This window comes from Daejeonella sp. (assembly GCF_044342615.1).
GTDB lineage: Bacteria > Bacteroidota > Bacteroidia > Sphingobacteriales > Sphingobacteriaceae > Daejeonella.
In genome coordinates this window covers 1-22,186 of sequence record NZ_JBIIPN010000034.1, presented here as the reverse complement: position 1 = coordinate 22,186, position 22,186 = coordinate 1, and the positions used below count along the sequence as shown (strand labels likewise).

General features: G+C 37.8%; 15 protein-coding genes. 7 read left to right on the top strand and 8 right to left on the bottom strand.

Going from position 1 to position 22,186, the window contains the following annotated elements; translation table 11 throughout:
- The 5 genes from ACIQ0D_RS04800 to ACIQ0D_RS04780 form a co-directional block, all read right to left on the bottom strand.
- Positions 1–542 (bottom strand): DUF1080 domain-containing protein (locus ACIQ0D_RS04800; protein ID WP_395803427.1); only part of this gene is annotated, 542 nt, incomplete at its 3' end.
- A gap of 1 nt (position 543) precedes the next feature.
- Entirely contained in the window at positions 544–939 is a 396-nt protein-coding gene (locus ACIQ0D_RS04795; protein WP_395803426.1) for a c-type cytochrome, read from the bottom strand.
- Positions 940–977: 38 nt separating this feature from the next.
- Positions 978–2,030, bottom strand: a complete 1,053-nt coding sequence (locus ACIQ0D_RS04790) for a sugar phosphate isomerase/epimerase family protein (protein ID WP_395803425.1) — start codon at positions 2,028–2,030, stop codon at positions 978–980.
- Positions 2,031–2,040: 10 nt separating this feature from the next.
- Positions 2,041–3,198 carry a Gfo/Idh/MocA family protein gene (locus tag ACIQ0D_RS04785; RefSeq protein ID WP_395803424.1) on the bottom strand — a complete coding sequence of 386 codons (1,158 nt, stop codon included), beginning with the start codon at positions 3,196–3,198 and terminating at the stop codon, positions 2,041–2,043.
- A 176-nt stretch (positions 3,199–3,374) separates the two neighbouring features.
- Complete coding sequence (locus tag ACIQ0D_RS04780) at positions 3,375–6,770, bottom strand: ThuA domain-containing protein (RefSeq protein WP_395803423.1); 3,396 nt, start codon at positions 6,768–6,770, stop codon at positions 3,375–3,377.
- A 346-nt stretch (positions 6,771–7,116) separates the two neighbouring features.
- Here ACIQ0D_RS04780 and ACIQ0D_RS04775 point away from each other — a divergent pair, with 346 nt between their 5' ends.
- Genes ACIQ0D_RS04775 through ACIQ0D_RS04755 form a run of 5 tightly spaced genes read left to right on the top strand, consistent with a single transcriptional unit; the run spans position 7,117 to position 12,999 of the window.
- Positions 7,117–8,367 carry a nucleoside permease gene (locus ACIQ0D_RS04775; RefSeq protein WP_395803422.1) on the top strand — a complete coding sequence of 417 codons (1,251 nt, stop codon included), beginning with the start codon at positions 7,117–7,119 and terminating at the stop codon, positions 8,365–8,367.
- A gap of 43 nt (positions 8,368–8,410) precedes the next feature.
- Positions 8,411–9,238 (top strand): hydroxypyruvate isomerase family protein, encoded by an 828-nt coding sequence (locus ACIQ0D_RS04770; protein WP_395803421.1) that lies wholly within the window; start codon positions 8,411–8,413, stop codon positions 9,236–9,238.
- A gap of 26 nt (positions 9,239–9,264) precedes the next feature.
- Positions 9,265–10,944: a GMC oxidoreductase gene (locus ACIQ0D_RS04765; protein WP_395803420.1), complete on the top strand. Its 1,680-nt coding sequence runs from the start codon at positions 9,265–9,267 to the stop codon at positions 10,942–10,944.
- 10 nt (positions 10,945–10,954) lie between these two features.
- Entirely contained in the window at positions 10,955–11,527 is a 573-nt protein-coding gene (locus ACIQ0D_RS04760) for a gluconate 2-dehydrogenase subunit 3 family protein (protein WP_395803419.1), read from the top strand.
- A gap of 26 nt (positions 11,528–11,553) precedes the next feature.
- Positions 11,554–12,999, top strand: coding sequence for a Gfo/Idh/MocA family protein (locus ACIQ0D_RS04755; protein ID WP_395803418.1), 1,446 nt, complete (start codon positions 11,554–11,556; stop codon positions 12,997–12,999).
- Between the two features lie 116 nt (positions 13,000–13,115).
- On the opposite strand, the gene ACIQ0D_RS04750 is transcribed toward ACIQ0D_RS04755, so the two are convergent.
- From ACIQ0D_RS04750 to ACIQ0D_RS04740, 3 genes are all read right to left on the bottom strand, one after another.
- Positions 13,116–14,105: an acyl transferase gene (locus ACIQ0D_RS04750; protein ID WP_395803417.1), complete on the bottom strand. Its 990-nt coding sequence runs from the start codon at positions 14,103–14,105 to the stop codon at positions 13,116–13,118.
- Positions 14,106–14,169: 64 nt separating this feature from the next.
- Positions 14,170–14,532 carry a hypothetical protein gene (locus ACIQ0D_RS04745; protein WP_395803416.1) on the bottom strand — a complete coding sequence of 121 codons (363 nt, stop codon included), beginning with the start codon at positions 14,530–14,532 and terminating at the stop codon, positions 14,170–14,172.
- A gap of 40 nt (positions 14,533–14,572) precedes the next feature.
- Positions 14,573–17,017, bottom strand: coding sequence for a penicillin acylase family protein (locus ACIQ0D_RS04740; RefSeq protein WP_395803415.1), 2,445 nt, complete (start codon positions 17,015–17,017; stop codon positions 14,573–14,575).
- Positions 17,018–17,239: 222 nt separating this feature from the next.
- On the opposite strand from ACIQ0D_RS04740, the gene ACIQ0D_RS04735 reads away from it, so the two are divergent.
- On the top strand, positions 17,240–20,116 hold the full coding sequence (locus ACIQ0D_RS04735) for a TonB-dependent receptor (RefSeq protein ID WP_395803414.1): 2,877 nt from the start codon (positions 17,240–17,242) through the stop codon (positions 20,114–20,116).
- Positions 20,117–20,362: 246 nt separating this feature from the next.
- The coding region (locus tag ACIQ0D_RS04730; protein ID WP_395803413.1) for a TIM-barrel domain-containing protein at positions 20,363–22,186 on the top strand (1,824 nt) is incomplete at its 3' end.

Here is a 22,186-nt window from a genome sequence, read left to right as displayed (position 1 = left end):
TTCATCTTGAAGTCAAGCTTGCCATTGTTTGAAATGATTTCAACTAGATTCCATTCACCTACTGCTTTAACGGGCTCTGAACTGCTTGCAATTAGGTCATAAAGGTCGCCAGCACGATGTTTATTGAATTTGCCATCTGGGTGACCGTCATTATCTAATACTTGCATTTCGGGACCAGTATTGTAAGATGCTCCATATTTTGAAAGATCTTCATTCACGAAAAACATGATACCACTATTTCCGTTTTTAGAAATCTTCCACTCAAGCTTAAGATGGAAATTGCCAAATTCTTCATTGGTAGTAATATCACCACCTTGGCCTTCTTTTTTGTTTTTTGCATCAAGAAATAAAGCACCATCCACTACTTTCCAGGCTTTTCCTGCCTTCTTTTCGCCATAACTATGCCATCCAGAAGTTGTTTGTCCGTCAAATAGCTTTTGCCATTCGCCTGAACTTGTATTTGAAGTTTGCATTGCATTTTTACTTGTTCCACATCCGCCAATGATAATGGCAGAGAGAATGATTAGGCTTAAATATTTCATATTAATTAGTTTTTAAAGAAAGAATATATTTAACCATTTCTGTTGCATCTTCAGTGCTAATTGCTGGGTGTGGTGCCATTGGAATTTCACCCCAATTGCCTGAACCACCCTGAATGATTTTTCCAGCCAACATGGCAATGTTCTCATCAGTTGCTGGGTATTTATTAGCTACATCAACATAAGAAGGACCAACAATTTTAGAATTTACTTGATGACAAGTTAAACAGTCGGACGTACTGATTAACTGCTCTCCCGTTGCTGACCCTACAGCAGCAGTAGCAGGTGCTGATTCTTCAGTTTTTGTTGTACTGCTTGTTTCTTCTGTGCTTTCTGATTTTTCGCTTCCACATGCAAAAATTACACTGCAAATACCTAAAATGGCTATTGTTTTTTTCATATTTTTTTGTTATATTAATGTAAAAATAGTGATTTAAATTAAATCCCTAGTATTTTTCGGTTAAACTCCTCATCACTTCCACGGCCAGCAAAATCATCAAAAGCTTTCTCCGTTACTCGGATAATGTGATCTTTAATAAAGGCCGCTCCTTCACGTGCTCCATCTTCTGGATGCTTAATGCAACATTCCCATTCCATCACCGCCCAACCTTTAAAATCATACTGCGTTAACTTGCTGAAAATCTTCTTAAAGTCAACCTGACCATCACCCGGTGAACGATATCTTCCAGCACGGTTTGCCCAGCTCTGGTAACCGCCAAATGTTCCTTGTTTTCCTGTTGAATTAAATTCTGCATCCTTCACATGGAAGGCCTTTATTCGCTCATGATAATGGTCTATATATTGCACATAATCAAGGCATTGCAAAACAAAGTGCGATGGATCATAGAGCAAGCATGCTCTCGGATGATTGTTCACTTTCTCCAAAAACAGCTCATAAGTCACCCCATCAAATAGGTCCTCCCCAGGATGTATCTCATAACAAACATCTACTCCATGTTCATCAAAATGGTTAAGTATAGGTAACCATCTTTTTGCTAATTCTTTAAATCCAGCATCAACTAAACCTTCTGGTCGCTGTGGCCATGGATGCCAGGTATGCCATAACAATGAACCACTAAATGTGGCATGTGCATTTAAACCTAAGTTTTTTGAAGCTTGAGCTGCATACTTTAATTGCTGAACAGCCCATTCTGTACGTGCCTTCGAATTATTGTGCACCGATGCTGGCGCAAAACTGTCAAATTGGAGATCATAAGCCGGATTAACAGCCACCAATTGACCCTGCAAATGGGTTGAAAGCTCCGTGATTTCTAAACCGCATGAATTTACTAATCCCTTAATTTCATCCGCATAGGTCTTACTCTCTGCCGCCTTTTGTAAGTCAATGCAGCGTGGATCCCATGTTGGGATTTGTACCCCTGCATAGCCAAGACTTTTTGCCCATTTACAAATCGACTCTAGACTGTTAAATGGTGCTTCATCTCCTAAAAATTGTGCTAGAAATATTCCAGGTCCTTTTATTGTTGTCATTTTCTATTAATTAAATGTCAAAATTTGTCCACTTTTCATTACTTAATCCACTCTTCACCACATTGTCAATAAATGCCATTCCTCTAACTCCTTCATTTACTGATGGATAATCTAAGGCTTCCGCAGGTGCTTCAATTCCCTCAATCTTCGCTGAAAGGCATAATGCAAAATTACGGTAAAGGTTTCCAAAGGCCTCTAAATAGCCCTCTGGGTGACCAGCAGGGGTGCGACTATTGAAATTAGCCTCATTGCTTAATCGGTGACTTCCAGTTCTTAATATTTGAATGGGTTCATCTAACCATTTCAAAGTCAATGTGTTTGGCTCTTGCTGTGCCCATTCAAGCCCCCCCTTTTCGCCGTAAACCCTAATTTTGAGTGCATTCTCTTCACCTGCAGCAATCTGCGAGGCTACCAGCACGCCATTAGCACCATTATCGAAGCGCAGCAGTACGTTTCCATCATCATCTAACTTCCTGCCCTCCACTACGATATTTAAATCTGCGCAAAGCTGTATGATTTTTAATCCGCTAATATATTCAGCCAAATGTGCTGCATGGGTGCCAATATCGCCCATACATCCACTTTTACCCGATCTCGTCGGGTCTGTCCTCCAAGCAGCTTGGGCATTGCCATCTTTTTCTGAAAGTCGGCTTAACCAACCTTGCGGATATTCAACTAAGATCTTTCTAATCTTACCCAATTCTCCCATCTTAACCATATTTCTTGCCTGCTTAACCATTGGATAACCAGCATAAGTATGAGTCAAAAGCAGTAATAGGCCTGTTTCCTCCACCTTTTTCTTCAACTGCTTCGCTTCCTCCAACGTAAAGGCAATGGGTTTGTCAATTACCACATGAAATCCATGGTCGAGGGCCATCATCGCGGGACCGAAATGTGCGTGATTGGGAGTAACAATAGTTAAGAAATCCATTCGCTCATCTGCTGGCAATTGGCTTTCTCTCCTAATCATATCTTCATAGCTATGATAAGTTCTGTCGGTTGCTAGAAATAGCATTTTTCCGCTTTCGTCGGCTTTCTCCGGACTAGTACTCAATGCGCCACAAACTAGCTCAATCATTCCATCCATATTGGCGGCAATGCGGTGTACGGCACCAATAAAGGCTCCTTTACCACCACCAACCATTCCCATTCTTAATTTTCTATTCATATTTTTTAAAAAATCTGTCCGCTAAACTCCTTGTAAATGAATTGATTAGGAGCTAAAATATTTTTTTTAAACATCTAATTAATCCCTTTAAATCTTGGCTCAATATAATAAACCACTGGCGCAATTAAAATTCCCTAAAGGCATTTTTTGAGAATTTTTCAGCATCGCTATCTATTTTATTTTGTAGGTATAAAAGCTAAACTTCTCAATAATGGCCTCTTTTTTGAGTTTTTAGGATCTGCAATGATGTGCACATAAATTGTATGTAATTTCTTATCAATCACAGGTTTAAGTGCAAGCAATAAATTTCTTTGTGAATTTGCTAATCCATTATCTATGAATGCACCTTTCCCAATTAAAAGGCCCTTCTCGGAGTCTAATCGTAATTCAATGCTGTAATTTCCTGGTTGCCCCGAAGAAATATTAGATAATTCAACAGCGTTAATGCCTGTTAAGTCAATTTGCTTCATTTTTATCCATCCATTATTTTCAGGATAAACCAAAAATCCACTGTTTGTAGAATCTTTTAATGCTATATTTTTTCTATCTACAAGTTCCCGAGCATTAATTTTATTGCTGCGCAAAAGTACTGATGCTGTGCTAGTTAATGGTTTTAATCCAAATGCTCCTTGGTCGGTATAACTTGCAAATAAATTGAAATTTTTAGACTCTTCTTCATCTTTTGTGGGCTCCGGAATAATTTTCCCTAACATAGGAAGAGATGCCTTCGGAATAGCTGCATTTTCTAGTGATAATACCCATTGCGCAATTTTTTTAGAATCAGATTCGCTAATTGTTGGATGCGCCGACATAGCCACCGGACCCCAAACACCACTACCTCCATTAATAATTTTTGTTGCTAAATAACTCGATGCATTTGGGTCTTTCTGGTATTTTGCAGAAACCTGCTTGAATGATGGTCCAACAGATTTCTTATCCATTTGATGGCATGCCTGACAATCTGATTTTAACATTAAAGCCTGACCAGCCTGCGTTTCAGAATAAACTTGATGGCCCATGGATGATCCCGCTAAGTCGGTTCCTTTATTATAACTATTCGCTACATAAACAGTATTTTTATTAACTACTGCTCCTTCATCACTTACCATTACCTGATATTCAATCGCTTTGCCAGTAAAATAAAAGCTACGGTTGCCTGCTAGTTTTATGTTAAGCTTCGGACTAGCATTTCCTGCTACTATTTCGATTTTATTGCTCTGAATGCTTGACTTGTGCTTATCTATCACTTGAACACTTACCTGATGCTCGCCCGCTTTTGTATAAATATGCTCAATAGATGGCACTGAAGTGGCTTTTTTAATGCCATTTCCTAAATCCCATAAATAGCTTAGCGCATCTCCGTCTGTATCTATTGCCTCAACTTTTGCTTCTAATTTGAATGGGATTAATCCACTGCTATTTTTTACACTAAACTTTTTGATTTTTGGCGGACGATTACCAGCAATATAATCGATGCGAGAAATGCTGGCATCAGCATTTTTTGAAAACCATCCTTTCCCATATTCTAGGATGTAAAGGCGACCATCGGGACCAACCTCCATATCTACTGGGGCAGCAAATGATGTGGATGGCATAAAACTTTCCATGTTATCATAGTCTCCATTTTCTTTCATACTCACTGCCTTAATCCAATTTCTTATCCAGTCATAAAAAAATAATTTTCCATTGAAATAGTCTGGATATCTGGTCTCTTTAGGATATGTTTCGTTATGATAAACTGGTCCTGCCATCGCGGTACGACCTCCTGTGCCTAATTGTGGGAACTCCTTTGAAATACCATATGGATACCAAATAAATGCCGGCTGAACTGGTGGAAGATTCTTCAATCCAGTATTGTTCGGTGAATTGTTTATCGGATTCTTAGGATCAAAAGCCTCTCCAGAAACGCCTGTTTTATAATCGTATGCTCGATATGGATAATTATTCCCCACAAAATAAGGCCAACCAAAGAAACCTGCTTTCCTTGCCTGGTTTAATTCGTCATAGCCTCTGGGGCCACGCTCTGGACTATCAGCGTTGGCGTCTGGACCAACTTCGCCCCAATATAAAAATCCTGTTTTATTGTCAATCGAGATGCGATAGGGGTTACGGTTTCCCATAACGTAAATCTCTGGTCGCGTACCAGAGGTGTTGGGTGGAAATAAATTTCCATTTGGAATTTCATAGCTTCCATCTTCTTTAAGCCTAATTCTTAGAATTTTGCCTCGCAAATCATTGGTGTTCCCCGAAGATCTTCCTCCATCATATTGCTCGAGCCCTGGTCTATTATCCATTGGTCCGTAACCCTTGTTCACAAATTTTTCATTTGGAACATCAAAAGGCGTTGTATTATCACCCGATGAAACATAAAGTAATCCATCAGGGCCAAAGGCAATTGACCCTCCAGTATGGCAGCAAATTTCACGCTGCGATTTTACATCTAAAATCACCTTTTCGGATGAAAGGTCTAACTTATCATTTGCAAATTTGAATCGTGAAAGTCGGTTGACTGCCGTATCTAGTGGACTATAATAAATATATACAAAATTATTTTCCTTGAAATTTGGATCTGCTGCCAAGCCTAAAACTCCTTCTTCTGCATTTACTCCTTTAATAGATGTTTGCGAATAGGTTTTTAATTCTGCTACCTGACTAATGCTATTTGTGTTCGCTTTGTAAAGCATCACTTCCCCACGACGCTGCACCAATAAAATGTCCAAATTTGGGAGAATAGCCATTTCTGTAGGTTCAAATAATGTCCCCATGGTTAAAACCGTTTTTACAAGGCGGTCTTCTTCTGGCACTCTCGCCGTCTTTGCTTTTGAATAATCTAGCTTTTTATTCGTTCCAATCGCATATTGAATTCCACCTAAAACATGCTTGAGAAAATTCAATTCAGTATAGGATTCATTGGTATGGCCTAAACCTGTATAAAATGCTCGTCCGCCGTCAAATTCATGAAACCATGATATGGGATGATTTTCTCCATTTTCACCACCTTTATAACTCTTTTCATCTAAATTAATTAAGACTTGAACGTCCTTGTTCAAGTCCTTATAATTATACCACTCATCCTTTCGAATCCAATTTTCTGGCAAATGTTTAGTGGAAATATGATTTTTATTTCGTATATTAAGTGTAGCGTCTTGAATTTTCGGGTGACTAACAAAATAGCCGCCTGCTAATTTTCCATACCAAGGCCAGTCATATTCAGTATCCGCCGCCGCATGAATTCCAACATAGCCACCGCCAGCTTGAATGTAACGCTCGAAGCTAATTTGCTGCGGACTATTCAAAACATTGCCTGTTGTACTTAAGAAAATTACCGCCGAATATTTTTTCAATGAATCTTCATTGAAGTAATTTTCATTCTCCGTAGTGTCAACCACAAAACCATTTTCATTTCCCAATTTTATCAGTGCAAGCTTTCCCTCCTGGATTGATCCATGTCGGTAACCAGCCGTTTTACTGAAAACCAAAACTCTTGGCTTTACAATTTGCTTCCAATTATTGAAGGCAAATAAGGATATCATAATAATAAATGCAGGAATTAATTTTGCTGTACGCTTCATTTTATATTGATTGTTTTAATCTTAAAATTTTTAATTTTTCTTTAATTCCAGCCCTGAGCTAATTGAAAACAAATAATTTTGATATTTTTCACGGATTTTAACAAAATAGGATTTAAAAAATTTAACAATGAATTATTATTGAGTATGAATATTAAAAATAAAAATATACATTTATTTTAAACAAAAAATAGAAATTGATGGATGTGTAATTGTTTTGGAAGAATTATGTTTATGATTGTTAAAATGTTCACTTTTAATGGTCATAATTCGATAATTGGCTCTTTATCAATTCATTTCATTCTTTTTCCGTTTTTACCGTTGAAAATAAACTAAATAAAAATTAATTATGACCCCAACAAAACGAATTAAATTATCCTTCATGATGTTCCTAGAATTTTTTATCTGGGGCTCTTGGTTTGTTACTCTTGGTACTTTTTTAGGAAAAAATCTTGCCGCTGATGGTGCTCAAAGCGCCGCAGTATTTTCTACTCAATCTTTCGGAGCTATTATTGCGCCATTTATCATCGGACTTATTGCCGATAGGTTTTTTAATGCTGAGAAAATACTTGGTTTTCTACACCTTATTGGAGCATTATTGATGTTCCAAATGTACAATGCGACTGATTTTGCAGGTTTTTACCCTTATGTTTTTACCTACATGATCATGTTCATGCCAACCTTGGCTCTTGTTAATTCGGTATCTTTTAATCAAATGAAAAACCCTGAGCAGGAATTTTCTTCCATTCGTATCTGGGGGACTATCGGTTGGATTGTTGCCGGTTTATGCATAAGTTTCTTATTTCACTGGGACTCACCACAAGGCGTAAGTGATGGCCTCCTTAAAAATACTTTTTTAATGGCCGCTATTGCTTCTGCTATTTTAGGTTTCTTTAGTTTTACTCTTCCTCAAACTCCTCCCTCTGCCGCAAAAGGCGAGAAGGTTACTATGTCTGATATTTTAGGCCTCGACGCTCTAAAATTATTGAAGAATAAAAACTTTTTAATCTTTTTCATCTCATCTATTTTAATCTGTATTCCTCTTGCATTTTATTATCAAAATGCCAACCTTTTCTTATCTGAACTAGGTATGGAAAATCCGACAGGGAAAATGACTATCGGACAGATTTCGGAGGTGTTATTCCTTTTATTATTACCTGTTTTCTTTACAAAGTTTGGCTTCAAGAAAACAATTCTAGTTGGTATGATTGCATGGGCTCTACGCTATGTTTTCTTCGCCTACGGTAATGCAAATGAACTGGCATCTTTATTAATTATTGGTATCGCTTTACATGGTATTTGTTATGATTTCTTCTTCGTTTCTGGACAAATCTATACTAACTCAAAGGCCGGCGAAAAATATAAAAGCTCAGCTCAAGGTCTTATTGCCCTAGCTACTTATGGGGTGGGGATGCTCATTGGCTTCTGGGTTGCAGGTTTAGTAAGCGATGCTTATAAGATTTCTGATACAAGCCATGATTGGGAGAAAATTTGGTTGGTGGCGGCCGGTATCGCTGCAGCAGTAGCCATCATATTTGTGATCACTTTTAGCCAAAAAGAAGAAGAGGCGCAAAGACAAAGTGATGCAGTATCTCATTAATCTGTTGATTAATTTCATCGCAATAGCGATCATATGATTTTTAGTGAAAAGCAGTAAAAACGCTGCTTTTCACTTTCTTTTTACCATGAATAAATTTTCTCAAACTCTTAAAGGTAATATCAACCACTCTGTTTGCAGATGGTGTTTTGATTTTTTAAGCTTAGAGGAACTTTGCCTTTTGGCTAAAGAAATTGGTCTTACAGGTATTGATCTCGTCGGACCAAAAGATTGGCCAATCTTAAAAAAATATGGACTCGAATCGACCATGTGTAATGGCGCAGAAATAAGTCTCGAAGAGGGTTGGAACAATAAATCATTTCATCCTACTCTTGTTAAGAATTATCTCGATATGATCCCGCAAGTTGCTAAAGCAGGATATTCTAATTTAATTTGTTTTAGCGGCAATAGAAATGGTTTGGATGATGAAAGGGGTCTTAATAATTGTGCCGAAGGTTTATCGCAAATTATGCATCTCGCCGAAAAATACAATGTATGCATAGTAATGGAATTGCTTAACAGTAAAATAGATCATCCTGATTATCAGTGCGATCGGACTAAATGGGGTGTTGATTTGGCAAAAAAGATTGATTCGCCAAATTTCAAACTATTATACGATATTTATCATATGCAGGTTGATGAGGGTGATGTGATAAGAACAATTCAAGAGAATCATGAATTTATTGCTCATTATCATACAGCGGGCGTACCTGGGAGAAATGAAATTGATGATACGCAGGAACTAAATTATCAAGCAATAATGAAAGTCATTCACTCCACGGGTTTTAAGGGCTATGTGGCCCAAGAGTTTATTCCGCTTCATGCGGATAAGGCAGAATCTTTAAGGGCTGCAATTAGTATTTGTGATATTTAAAAGAATTGAAATTGTAAATAAAAAATATGGCTGAGAATAAGTATGATGCAATTGTAATCGGTTCAGGAATTAGTGGTGGCTGGGCTGCCAAAGAATTAACCGAAAAAGGATTGAAAACAATAATGCTCGAGCGTGGAAGAAACATCGAACATGTTAAAGATTATGCAAGCGCAACCAAAAATCCTTGGGAATTCCCTCATAGAGGCGGTCGCACCCAAGAGATGATTGAAAATTATCCAGTTTTAAAGCGGGATTATGCCCTTAATGAGAAAAACCTCGACTTCTGGGCAAATGAAAAGGAGAATCCTTATACTGAAGTAAAGCGTTTTGATTGGTACAGAGGCTATCAGGTGGGTGGACGATCTTTAATGTGGGGGCGTCAAAGTTATCGCCTTAGCGAAATGGACTTTGAAGCGAACGCCAAAGAAGGTATTGCAGTAGATTGGCCTATCCGTTATAAAGACCTCGAAAAATGGTACGGCTATGTAGAACGCTTCGCAGGAATTAGTGGTTCTAAAGATGGTTTAGCACAGCTTCCTGATGGTGATTTTCTTCCTCCAATGGAAATGAATGTGGTTGAAAAGGTTGTTTCAGCGCGTATTAAAGAGCATTATAAGGAAAATAGACACATGCTTATTGGAAGGGTGGCTAACTTAACCAAGGCAATTCAAGGTCGTACAAATTGCCAATACCGTAATAAATGTTGGCTAGGTTGCCCTTTTGGGGGATATTTTAGCACGCAATCTTCAACTCTTCCTGCCGCAGTGGCAACTGGAAATCTAACCTTACGCCCATTTTCTATCGTTACTAAAATATTGTACGATAAGGACACCAAAAAAGCTACTGGAGTGGAAGTATTGGATGCTGAAACTAATCAGACTTACGAATATTTTGCAAAAGTTATCTTTTTAAATGCATCAGCACTAAATTCTACCTGGATTTTAATGAATTCAGCTACCGATGTTTGGGATGGTGGTTTAGGTAGTAGCAGTGGTGAACTAGGTCATAATTTAATGGATCATCATTTCCGTCTAGGTGCATCTGGCAGAATGGAAGGCTTTGAGGACAAATATGTATTCGGTCGCCGTCCTAACGGAATTTATATCCCTCGTTTCAGAAATCTAGGCAACGAAAAGCGCGATTATCTTCGTGGATTTGGTTATCAAGGTGGCGCTGGACGCGAAGGCTGGGGACGTAATGTTGCCGAATTGAGTATTGGTGGCGACTTTAAAGATGCACTTTGTGAACCAGGATCATGGACCATGGGTATTACCGCCTTCGGTGAAACGCTACCATATCATGAAAATAAAGTGACGCTTGATAAGACTAAAAAAGATAAATGGGGATTAAATGTCCTCTCCATTGATGCCGAAATCAAGCAAAATGAGCTCAATATGCGTAAAGACATGATGGCTGATGGTCAGGAAATGCTGGAAAATGCCGGTCTTAAAGACGTAAAAACATTCGATTCGGGCTATACCCTAGGCATGGGAATCCATGAAATGGGTACCGCACGTATGGGGCATGATCCAAAAACTTCAGTACTTAATAAGTTTAATCAGGTTTGGGATGCCACTAACGTATATGTAACTGATGGGGCAGCAATGACCTCTGCAGCTTGCCAGAACCCATCTTTAACCTACATGGCTTTAACTGCCCGCGCAGTAGATCATGCTGTTACAGAGTTGAAAAAAGGAAATATTTAATTCAGATAAAATGAATAGAAGAGAAGCAATATCGCAAGTTAGCTGGATTTTAGGTGGGACTATCATCGGGTCAAGTCTTTTTCTTGAGTTTGGATGTAGCTCGAGTCCGGCGCAAAAGCTAGTATTTTTCGACCAAAAAACAGTCGACTTGCTAAATGAAATAGGGGAGACTATCTTACCAAAAACAAGCACTCCTGGGGCAAAAGAGGCGCAAGTGGGTCTCTTTATGGATATCATGGTGAAAGATTGCTATACCAAAGAGCATCAACTAATTTTTCAAGATGGAATTAAGTCGCTCGAAAGTGAAATCAAGTCTAAATCTGGAAAATCTTTCATGGATAGTAGTGCTCAGGAGCGTAAGACTGTATTAACAGCACTTGATGCCGTGCAAAAAGCATACACTGAGACTAAAAAACCGGAGGACCCTCCTCATTATTTTAGAATGATGAAGGAATTGACACTTCTCGGATTTTTTACTTCTGAAATCGGATCAACTAAAGCCTTACGATATATTGAAACACCTGGTAGTTTTGATGGCGATGTTCCCTATAAAAAGGGTGATCGTGCTTGGGCAAATGCTTAATAAATAATTTTTTCAATAAATATTTTATGAAAGAGAATACTAATTCAAGAAGGGATTTTGTTAAAACAGCATCTCTTGCTGCAGCAGGTTTTATGATTGTACCTCGCCATGTATTGGGTGGGAAGGGCTTCATCGCTCCGAGCGATCGATTAATTGTTGCTGGTGTTGGTGCCGGCGGAAAAGGGGAAAGTGATCTTACAGGCTTTGTTAGCGGTGGTAAAGCTGAGGTTGGCTTTTTATGCGATGTTGACGATCGCCGTGCTGCAAACTCCGTAAAGAGATTCCCTAAAGCTAAATTTTACAAAGATTGGCGCGAGATGATGGATAAGGAATCAAAGAATTTCGACGCTGTTTCTGTCTCTACTCCTGATCATAATCATGCTATCATTACCCTATCTGCTATGCAGCTTAAAAAGCATGTTTACGTTCAAAAACCGCTTACTCATGATATTTATGAGGCTCGAATTCTGACAGAAGCGGCAAAAAGATATAAAGTGGTAACCCAAATGGGTAATCAAGGTTCATCCACTGATGGTGCTCGCAAATTAATGGAATGGTACAATGCCGGCATTATTGGTGATGTACATACTGTTTATTGCTGGACCGACCGACCTGTTTGGCCTCAAGGTATTCCCTGGTCTGCAAATAAAGCAGCAATTCCAAAGCAGTTAGATTGGGATTTATGGCTTGGAACAGCACCTCAAATTGATTATGTAGATAAATTAGTTCCTTTCAACTGGCGTGGATGGTGGGATTATGGAACTGGAGCCCTCGGCGATATGGGTTGTCACTTAGCTGATGCACCTTTTAGGGTTTTGGGATTAAATTATCCTACCGACGTGGAATGTAGTGTGGGCAGTGTTTACGTCGATTCCTTTAAACGTGGATACTTCCCAGAAAGTTGCCCTCCTTCTTCTCATGTAATCATGACCTTTAACTCGGAAAAACAAAATAATGCTCAAGTGAAATTGCATTGGATGGATGGTGGAATTCAACCAGAACGCCCTCAAGAACTTGGTCCGGATGAAATTTTTGGTGACGGTGGAAATGGGGTTTTATTCATCGGTACTAAAGGCAAAATGCTTTGCGATACCTATGGTAAAAATGCTAGATTATTGCCGCTATCCAGAAATCAAGAAGTGAATGTTCCTGAAACTCTTGCTCGGGTTCCGGGACAAGAAGCAGGTCATTATACGCAATGGGTAGATGCAGCAATTGCTGGATATGGAAAAATGGAAGTGAGCTCCGACTTCTCAGTCGCAGGTCCTCTAACGGAAGCTTTGTTAATGGGTAACCTTGCTATTCGTGGATTCGATATCCGTAAAGCAAATGCCTCAGGCAATGGATTTACCTACCCTGGTAGATATAAAAAATTATTGTGGGATGGTCCAAATATGAAAATTACAAACTTTGATGATGCTAACCAATTCGTGAAGAGAAAATATCGCGCTGGCTGGACTTTAGGTATGTAATTGATATATTTTAGAGTATAAAATGGGGAGTGGTTTTCTGCTCCCTTTTTTAGTGAGCAAACGCGATATTAACTAAAAAGAAATTAATTATCTTATTTTATAATTAATTGACATATCTAGCTCTGAACCAATAAGTTGCATCCTCTAATATCGCTATTGTCAAATCTTCCTAAAATCTCAAAGCTGCTATTGTGATAGGTTTTACCAAGGTCTTGTGTGGCAATAAATGAACAGGAATTAATATTGGCAAAATCGGTGATATTTATTCCGCCAGTTTGTTCATGACCTAGCAGACTTAATGGGTCGTTGGTGTCTCTAACTGTTACTTTCATCCAAGGTGGACAATAAAATATACCATTGCCTTTCGAATAGGCTTGCGATAATAGCTCGGTCATGCCATATTCTGAATGGATAGAATTTACTCCAAATCCATTGCATAGTATTTTATGTAATTCTGCTCTTAATATTTCTTTTCTCTTCCCCTTCATGCCTCCTGTTTCCATAACTGTTAGTTCTGGAAAATTAATTTGATGCTTCTCTACAAAATCCAATAAGGCATAAGTTACACCAATTAAAATTGTTGGTATTTTATTCTTTTGGAGATCCTCCATTGTATTTTTTAAGGATTCATGGTCATAAAGGAAATAACCGCTTTTTTCTTGATTACTTTGTCCGATTAAATCGTCAATCATGTAAATCAAAGATGAGCCCTCTCGTTCTTGGTAGGATGGAAGCAATGCTAAAAGTGCATATTCCTTGATATCTCCATAAAATAATTGGAATGCCTTGCGATAACTGTCAACGTAAACGGAAACATCTGTAACTAAATGTTGACTTTGGACCATCCCGCTTGTGCCTGAGCTAGTAAAAATGGCTTCAGCTGGAGATTTACCACTAATAATCTTCTGGCTTTTAAAAAATTCAATGGGTAAATAAGGGATATTTTTATGTTCCTGGATGCTTTGAATATCAATCCCGAGATTAGCTACAAAACGACCATAAACTTCATTATTCTGAACCTGATAATTGAAAATTTCAAGAGATAGGGATTCGAATGTTTGATGATCAGAAACAGAAAAAAGTAGACGACTATCTATAAATTCCACATACAAAGATACAAAACCTTTTTCAATGTGCTTGAAAATGGTCTTGTAAACCTAAATTGATACCTTATTTATTAGTCTTTCGATGTGAAATAGCTTCCTTGGCATAAAGGCCTGCAAGAGCAGAAAATCCAGCTGCCAGTCCACCAATCACACCACTAATAACCAACACAATTAACCAACTTAGTGAACTACTTGGCAATGTTAGCATGTTCGCAACTCGATTTGCTAAAATGTTTTCATTTGGAATGGTATGTACCAGGCCTGCAATAATCCATATCACAAAAATGGCCAAAAAACCAGAAATAAAGGCATTTTTAGCCGAATGAGCATTCCATGCTGCTAAGCTAAAAGCAACCGGTGCAATAATCCACCAGGGTAAAAACAATTGTAAAATCAGAGAAACTATTGCGATTAAAAGGAATAACATAAGTGTAAATATTTTTGTGAAGCCTATTTGGCCGTTAATTTTATTTTTTATTCAGTTTCCACGTTGAAATAATGCGTTTCGACGACTCATTTTTAGCCTTCAAGAAAAGCAATTCGTTTAATTTTCCATCCGACCAGGTATCAACCATATTGTCATAATAATGGCTTCCAGGATTCCCTGATTCCCCACCTGGAAAAACACCATAGGCCTTTACATCTTTACCTAATGCTACAATCATCCTCCAAGATGGGCCATTAGTTTCACTTACCGCATTTACTGAAGTCTTGGAGCCTCCATTGTACAAGTTTTTAGATCCAAAGCCTGCAATTTTAGCCAGATGCGGCACATTGGTGCTCTTTAAATTCCCCCAAGCCCAGTCTTTATCAAGGGATCCATATTTACGTTTCAAACTATCAATAGCGAATTTGAATGATGCATTTACAAGGTCTTCTCGAGTTTCTTTCTTAGCGGTTTTTACATTGTCGTACCAAACTGAATTAGGTTCATTTAAAAGTAATTCAACGCTTCTGTCACGTGAAGGGAATCTCATAGGAGCTTTAGGATCGTCAAATTCATCTTGCCAAATTTGAACTCCCAGATTTTTATGCCATAATTCAAAAATGCTAGCACCAATTTCATCAGCATCAAAATGTTTATTCCATTTGCTAACGATGTTGAATCCTTCTTTCTCTACATCTTTTAAACCTTTAGTATCTACAAGATTTAAAAGGGTTGGTAAAATGTTTTCTGCAAGAATGCTATAATTATCATTCTGCAAATTTTGTAAACTATCTACGTTAGCCTGTGTCATCACAGATAATCGCTTGTTAATTCTGTGTGAACGCTCATAGCCAGCATATTCCCAATTAATATAATAAGGATAGCTTGGGTCGTTCGGAAACTGATTCGCCGAACTAACAAATTTTCTATCAGGATTCTTTACCGTAGGATTATGTTCTGCCGGGATTCTACCTTGCCAATCGTTCGCTGGATCTGTCCCATCCAATAAAAATTTACCTTGTCCGCTCCATTTAAGTGGTAAATAACCGTTCGGAGTAATGGCTATATCGTTATCAACACTGGCGAAAATAAAATTTTGAGCTGGCGCCGAATAATAGGTTAGGGCTTTACGGTAGTCCGTGTAATTTTTCGCTCTATTCAGCATGAAAAAAGTACGGGTATCGTTTGAGCCATCATGTGCCACCCATCTTAAAGCATGCCCTGTAGGGATATTGTTTATTTTTGAGAAATTGTTTGGGCGCTGCTCACTAGTATAAACTATCGGGCCATGATGAGTATAAAGTACGGTATCTGTTAAGGTTTGTCCTCCATTTACTTGAATCGTTTCTATTCTAAGCTTTACTGGATTCCACTGATTATTGTACCAATATTCTTTTTTAGATTCATCCTTAAATTTAATATTATACCAATCTAAAACATCAGCACCAACATTGGTTACTCCCCAAGCCACGTTTTGATTAAATCCGATGATAATTCCAGGGGCACCGGGAATAGAAACTCCGCATGAATTCATATCAGAAGAGGCCAATTGAATTTGATACCAGATTGAAGGTAGGGTGAGATCAAGATGCGGGTCATTAGCAAGAATTGGAAAACCACTTGCTGATTTTTCGCCAGCCACTGCCCAGTTATTACTTCCTATTCCTTCTTCAATTTCTCGGGTTTTAATCGTGTATGCCGTTTTATCAGAGAGGTTTAATTTTGGTGTTTGAGGGGTTTTTATAGGGTCAAAATCCCATTTAGTACCTACCGGAATGATAGGATCTTCTCGATATGGATAATCAGGAAACAAGTTTTTTGTTATTTCAGGGCCGAATTTATTTAGAATATTATTCATGTAAAATTCGTTGGATCCACCTGCAAGGGTCGCCGACATTAATTTCAACAGTAAAGCAGAATTTAAAGGTGTCCAATCTTCTGGAGCATAATTCAATAATTTAAATTCTAGTGGGTAGTCGCCGGGACTAAGAGAATGGATATAAGCATTCACTCCAGCAGTGTAAGCATCAATAGTTTCTTTAATTTCTGGATCCTCCATCATGACCTTAACCATATTCTCTGCACCAAAAGTCATTCCCATTCTCCGTTGGTACCGGTCAAGCTCAAGGGCTTTAGGACCTACAACTTCGGATAATCTTCCCGAAGCAAAACGAGTTTGAAAATCCATCTGCCACAATCTGTCTTTCGCAGTAATGTATCCTTGAGCGAAATATAAGTCATGATTATTCTCCGCAAAAATATGTGGAATCATCTGATCATCGAAGTGTATCTGAACAGGAGCTTTTAAACCTTCAATATTAAGGTCGAGCTCCGGATTTTGTTGTTTCGCCTCAGCATTCATCCAAAATCCTTGAAAAGGATCTAAAAATTTAGCGAGTGGGGGTATGTCTCCAAATTTTGTATTTAAAACTAAGATCAATGCAAATGCAAAAAGTCCGGATAAGACCGCTTTAACTATCTTCATAAAATTTAATTATGCCTTAAATATGCTTAAAAATACTAAGTATTTCAAAATATTATGTTTTCGTAAAATTTAACTTTTGGTTAAATATTTCGTTTTTTTATATCTAATGGCATGTTTTTACTATGCATGCATAAAAAAATAATAAATTGGTTTGTTTGAGTAGAATTATTGCATTAGTTTTATTTAATATTTTAAAAAACAACCATATTAAAACCGAGAACTATGAATAAAACATTTACTCGTTTAGCCTGTATTTTATTGTTAATTATTGGCACAATGAACATTGGTTTTGCTCAAACTACAAGCATTTCTGGTGTCGTTACTGATAAATTAACTAATGAAACACTGCCAGGCGTTGCCATCAAAGTGAAAGGCAAAACAATTGGAACTTCTACTAATTCTGAAGGTAAATTCAGTTTAAGTACGTCAGAAAAAGTACCATTTACTATTGAAATTTCTTACATCGGTTACAAAACAATTGAGCAAGTAATTTCTGCTTCTGTTTCTAATCTAGAAATTAAAATGGAATCGCAATCGATTCTAGGTCAAGAAGTTGTAGTTGCCGCTTCTCGTACGCCTGAAAGAATATTGGAATCTCCAGTATCAATTGAGCGTTTCGGATTAGCTGCGATTCGTGAAACAGCTGCTCCTACTTTCTATGATGCATTAAATAACCTAAAGGGTGTTGAAATGAGTGCACAAAGTTTAACATTCAAGTCGATTAACACTAGAGGGTTCAATGCAAATGGAAACACTAGATTTAATCAGTACATCGACGGAATGGATAACCAGGCTCCTGGTTTGAACTTCTCCGTAGGTAACATCATTGGTATCAATGAGCTTGATCTTGATAATGTGGAGCTTCTTCCAGGTGCTTCATCTGCTCTATACGGAGCTGGTGGTATCAACGGAACCATGTTAATGAACTCAAAAGATCCTTACACCACTCAAGGTGTTAGTTTTTCATTGAAAAATGGTATCAACCACGTAAATGATCCTTTGCAAGGTTCTGCCCCTTTTAGAGAAATGGGTATTAGATATGCTAAAGCATGGAATAAATTTGCCTTTAAAACTAGTTTCTCTTTCTTAGAAGCGGATGATTGGCAAGCAGCTAATAATTCGAATTTTGATCGTACTTCTCGTACTGTTAAAGCTGGAAATAGAAGCACAGATCCCAATTATGATGGTGTAAACGTTTATGGTGATGAGGTTAGTCAGAATATGCGTAACATCGCTAACTCGGTACAATCAGCTACAAATGCTGGTGTTGCTGCTGCTACTGGTGGTGCAATCTCGAATGTTATCGGAATGATTGATGCTGGTTTGCCAGTAAATGCTACTCAAGCTCAAATTGGTGCATTTTTAGGAAATTTCCCTGCTGCATTAAGGCCAACTATTCAAAATGTTTTACCGTTTAATATTGGTTTAAGAGCAGGATTAATTCCTGATCAGGCTGTTTCTCGTACTGGTTATAATGAGAAAGATTTAGTTGATTACGATACACGTTCAATTAAAACCTCAACTTCATTACACTATAAATTCAACGATAATTTACAGGCTATCTTCCAAGCTAATTGGGGTACCGGTACATCTGTTTATACTGGTTCAGATCGTTATTCTTTACGTAATTTCAGCATCGGTCAATATAAGCTTGAGTTGAAAGGTAAAGATTTTATGGTTCGTGGTTATACTACTCAAGAGCGTTCTGGAGATTCATACATTTCCTCAATTCTTGGAAGTTATATCAATGAGGCTTCTAAAGTCAGTACCACATGGTTCCCACAATATATTGGTAATTATGTTGGAGCACGTTCTTCTGGAGCACCAGATGCTCAAGCTCACGCATTTGCACGTAATGCTGCTGATGCAGGCAGATTCTTACCTGGAACGCCTCAGTTTGAAGCTGCTAAGAACCAAGTTATGAACACCACAATCAGTACTGGTCTAGGTGCAAAATTCAATGATAAAACAAACCTTTACCACTATGAGGGTATGTATAATTTCACTAATGCATTGAAAGATGCTTTCGAACTTCAAGTTGGAGCTTCATTTAGAAGATATGATTTGAATTCTGGTGGTACTATCTTTGATGATTTAAATCGTGAAATTGACATCGACGAAGTAGGAGCTTTTGTTCAAGTTGGTAAGAAAATTGCCGATGCATTTAAGCTAAGCTTCTCAGGTCGTTATGATAAAAATCAAAACTTTGAAGGTCGTTTTACTCCAAGAATTTCAGGGGTTTACACGGTAGCACCAAATAATAATATACGTGTATCTTATCAAACTGGTTACCGTAACCCAACTACACAAAATCAATTCATTGATTTATCTGTAGGTGGTGGTTCAACTCGTTTAATTGGTGGATTGCCTGCAAGCTTAACAAAGTATAACTTATTAGTGAATAAGCCATTTACTGATGTTAGTTACCGTAATTTCTTAGCGTCTGCTTCTGCAGGTGCTGCAAATCCTAGCCTTTTAAAATCCTATACTTTTGATGCTAAAGGCGTAAGACCTGAAAGCGTAAAAGCTTATGAAATTGGTTACAAAGGTTTATTAGGTAGTAATTTTTTACTTGATGCTTATGGTTACTTTAATACTTACAGTGATTTCATTACTTCTGTTGAAGTATTCCAACAAAGTGGTACTTCATTCACCAAGTTTGGTGTGCCAGTTAATGCTGAAGGTAATGTTACTACTTATGGTGCTGCATTGGGAATTGATTACTTAATTGGAAAATATAATCTTAATGGTAATATTTCTTACAACCAGATCGGTGATATTCCAGTTACTTATGTAAATGATTTCAATACTCCGAAAGTACGTTATAACCTTGGTATTAGTAATCGTAATATCGTTAAAAACGTGGGTATGAACGTTACTTACCGTTGGCAAGATACATTCTACTGGGCATCATCTTTTGCTTCAGGAGAGGTTCCTTCATTCGGAACAGTGGATGCACAGGTTAACTTAAAGATTCCTTCAGTAAATGGAATGATTAAGATTGGTGCTCAAGATTTATTGAACAAATATTATGTAACCTCTTTTGGTAACCCACAAATGGGTGGTATGTATTACGTAGGTTTTACATTCAACCAATAATATTTAATAAATCATTCATTATTCAGGACATAATTTATTGTCCAAAAAAAATGTAAAACCCGCTCCGAAATTTCGGAGCGGGTTTTGTTATTAATAGCCTACGCCCTCTCTTTTTAAAATTTCTGTGCAATTGATGGGTTTTGTATAAAATTGATTTTTCTGCAAGCAAATTCTCTTTTCGATTGTTGTTCCCAATGTGCTCAGTTTCAATTCAAGAGCCATTATAATAACGATGATTGATTTATTATGGAAGAAAATGAGGGTTTATCATCTTTGCCATTCGGTTTTAATGAACAAGAAGATGCGCTGCAACATATAAATAATCCCATTCTGGGTCTAGAACCTATAGTTAAAAGGTATCTTTTAGCAGTTATAGGATATAGACAGGATTCAAATCGTTTCTTCTTTACTGATGGTATAGCTGAAGTTGAAATCAAGGTAATTAGTAATGAGATTATCAGAGTGCGACTCGCTCCAGGATCTGTGTTTTTAGATGAGTTTTCTTATGCTTTATCCAATACCGTTCACAATAGCTCCGGATTTTCGTGCAAAGAGCTCGATGACTCTTATCGGGTAGAGACAAATTCTGTTGCCTGTGTAATTAATAAAAAAACTTTTTTAATCTCTTTTGAAGATACTCATGGCGAAATAATTAATGAGGATAGAATCCCAATGCATTGGGAAGAAAATATTGATTACGGGGGATATTATGTTTACGCGACTAAAAAATGCCAGGATAATGAAAGCTTTTTCGGACTTGGAGATAAATCAAGTGATTTTAATCTTATCGGCAAAAAATATGTTAATTGGAATACGGATGCCTATTCTTATGATAAAGACCAAGATCCACTCTATCGTACAATCCCCTTTTACATAGGTATAAATAAAGGTTTCAGCTACGGTATTTTTTTTGATAATACCTTTAAAAGTCATTTTGATTTCGCACATCAAGATCAAGAAGATGTTAGCTTCTGGTCTGATGGTGGTGAAATGCAGTATTATTATATTCATGGTCCGCATATGATGGATGTAGTAAAACGATACCATACACTCACAGGAACTCATCAATTGCCCGCAAAATGGACGCTAGGCTTTCACCAATGCCGCTGGAGCTATTATCCCGAAGAAAAGGTAAAAGATCTAGCCCATAACTTTCGGCAGCGTAAAATCCCTTGTGATTCAATTTATCTCGATATCGATTATATGGATGGTTACCGCTGCTTTACTTGGAATACAAAGTATTTTCCTGAGCCCGCCAGAATGATAAAAGAATTAGCAGATGACGGATTCAAAACTGTTGTAATCATTGATCCTGGAATTCGTGTGGATCCAAATTATTCGGTTTATAGGGAGGGTAAATTGAATAATTATTTCTGTAGACGCTGCGATGATTATTTTATGGAAGGCCATGTTTGGCCTGGAAGATGCCAATTCCCAGATTTTACAAATCCTAAGGTTAGAGTCTGGTGGGGGAACTTGTTTAAGGATCTCCTCGATATAGGGGTTGCCGGGGTATGGAACGATATGAATGAACCCGCCGTCTTTGGATCTGGTACATTTCCTGTTGATGTAAGGCATAATTATGACGGTTTCCATGGATCGCATCGTAAAGCTCATAATGTTTATGGGATGCAAATGGTACGTGCTACTTATGAAGGTTTAAGAAAGCTTCAAATAAATAAAAGACCATTTACTATCACTAGAGCTGGTTTTTCAGGGGTTCAGCGTTATTCCTCAGTATGGACCGGTGATAATGTAGCTACATGGGAACATCTTAAAATTGCCGTTATTCAATGCCAACGTTTGTCAATTTCCGGGATTTCCTTTTGTGGCTCAGATATTGGCGGATTTAGTGGAGAGCCAGATGGTGAACTATTCACACGATGGATACAAATGGGTGTTTTTTCACCCTTTATGCGTGCACACTCGGCTGGTGATACCATTGAACGTGAACCCTGGAGCTTTGGGAAGCAATTTGAAGATATAAATAGAAAATTTATAGAACTGAGGTATAAGCTACTACCCTATATTTATACTGCTTTTTGGGAGCATTATCGCTATAATCTCCCT

Excerpts from the sequence above, each read along its gene's own strand:
- ACIQ0D_RS04795 (WP_395803426.1), bottom strand. The coding sequence starts at position 939 with ATGAAAAAAACAATAGCCATTTTAGGTATTTGCAGTGTAATTTTTGCA.
- ACIQ0D_RS04790 (WP_395803425.1), bottom strand. The coding sequence starts at position 2,030 with ATGACAACAATAAAAGGACCTGGAATATTTCTAGCACAATTTTTAGGA.
- ACIQ0D_RS04785 (WP_395803424.1), bottom strand. The coding sequence starts at position 3,198 with ATGAATAGAAAATTAAGAATGGGAATGGTTGGTGGTGGTAAAGGAGCC.
- ACIQ0D_RS04780 (WP_395803423.1), bottom strand. The coding sequence starts at position 6,770 with ATGAAGCGTACAGCAAAATTAATTCCTGCATTTATTATTATGATATCC.
- ACIQ0D_RS04775 (WP_395803422.1), top strand. The coding sequence starts at position 7,117 with ATGACCCCAACAAAACGAATTAAATTATCCTTCATGATGTTCCTAGAA.
- ACIQ0D_RS04765 (WP_395803420.1), top strand. The coding sequence starts at position 9,265 with ATGGCTGAGAATAAGTATGATGCAATTGTAATCGGTTCAGGAATTAGT.
- ACIQ0D_RS04760 (WP_395803419.1), top strand. The coding sequence starts at position 10,955 with ATGAATAGAAGAGAAGCAATATCGCAAGTTAGCTGGATTTTAGGTGGG.
- ACIQ0D_RS04755 (WP_395803418.1), top strand. The coding sequence starts at position 11,554 with ATGAAAGAGAATACTAATTCAAGAAGGGATTTTGTTAAAACAGCATCT.
- ACIQ0D_RS04745 (WP_395803416.1), bottom strand. The coding sequence starts at position 14,532 with ATGTTATTCCTTTTAATCGCAATAGTTTCTCTGATTTTACAATTGTTT.
- ACIQ0D_RS04740 (WP_395803415.1), bottom strand. The coding sequence starts at position 17,017 with ATGAAGATAGTTAAAGCGGTCTTATCCGGACTTTTTGCATTTGCATTG.
- ACIQ0D_RS04735 (WP_395803414.1), top strand. The coding sequence starts at position 17,240 with ATGAATAAAACATTTACTCGTTTAGCCTGTATTTTATTGTTAATTATT.